We start from the raw sequence: 1,293 nt of genomic DNA, 5'->3' as shown, positions 1-1,293 counted from the left end.
GGTAGTGTTTAGAAATCTGTGTCATTTCAGTAATATTAAGAAAACAGGAGTGACACATGACTCAATCTTTCGACTTCAACAAAGCATTAGCTGAACTTCAATCTGGTAAAGGGTTAACTGGTGAAGATGGTGTTTTAACACCGCTAATTAAACAATTAACTGAAGCTGCACTCAGAGCAGAGCTAGAGCAGCATCTAGAAGCTGATCTGCAACCAAACCGTAAGAACGGCACTAGCAAGAAAACCGTTAAATCATCTGTAGGTCAATTTGAACTTGAAACACCAAGAGACCGCGCTGGCTCCTTTGAACCGCAACTCGTTAAGAAAAACCAAACTAAGTTAACACCAGAAATTGACCAAAAAGTCCTATCTATGTTTGCGTTAGGCATGAGCTATCGTGATATTCGCAGTCACATTCAAGAAATGTATGGCATTGAAGTATCAGAAGCCACAATAACCGCTGTGACTGACCAGCTAATACCAGAGCTTAAAGCGTGGCAATCTCGCAGTCTTGATGCGTTGTATCCATTTATCTGGCTTGACGCTATTCACTATAAAATCAAGGAAAATGGTCGCTACGTTAGCAAAGCGGTTTATACTGTGCTGGGTATTAATATTGAAGGCCGTAAAGAATTACTTGGCCTCTACGTATCAGAAAGCGAAGGTGCTAACTACTGGTTATCAGTGCTGACCGATTTACATAATCGTGGCGTATCCGATATTTTAATCGCCTGTGTTGATGGACTAAAAGGTTTCCCTGAAGCCATTGGCACTATCTATCCTGAAACAGAGGTTCAACAGTGCGTTATTCATCAAATTCGTAACTCGATGAAGTACGTAGCCTCTAAGCACCAAAAAGCCTTTATGGCTGACTTAAAACCCGTTTATCGTGCAGCAACTAAAGATGCCGCAGAAGCAGCACTGGATGAGCTAGACGATAAATGGGGCAAGCTATATCCCATTGTTATCGACTCTTGGCGTCGTAAATGGACGAACCTGTCGGTTTACTTCAAGTACCCAGATTACGTGCGAAAAGCCATTTATACCACCAATGCTATCGAGGCGGTTCACCGCCAGTTTAGGAAATTGACCAAAACTAAAGGCGCATTCCCGAATGAAAATAGCTTGATGAAATTATTGTATGCAGGCATATTGAACGCCTCGAAGAAATGGACAATGCCAATCCACAGTTGGAACCTGACATTGTCGCAATTAGCCATTCACTTCGAAGGTAGGTTAGATGGCGTGCTAGATATTTAGCAATTTAGGCTGACACAGAATTCTGAACGCCCTC

At 42.3% G+C, this 1,293-nt stretch carries 1 protein-coding gene; it reads left to right on the top strand.

Annotation, left to right across the window (positions count from 1 at the left end; all coding sequences use genetic code 11):
- The first annotated feature begins 56 nt into the window (after nucleotides 1-56).
- Nucleotides 57-1,259, top strand: coding sequence for an IS256 family transposase (locus AN394_RS21105; protein ID WP_055022516.1), 1,203 nt, complete (start codon nucleotides 57-59; stop codon nucleotides 1,257-1,259).
- Nucleotides 1,260-1,293 lie beyond the last annotated feature (34 nt).

This window comes from Pseudoalteromonas sp. P1-26 (assembly GCF_001401795.1).
GTDB lineage: Bacteria > Pseudomonadota > Gammaproteobacteria > Enterobacterales > Alteromonadaceae > Pseudoalteromonas.
Note: the sequence above shows the minus strand (reverse complement) of the source record. Positions and strands in the feature narration are given on the sequence as shown.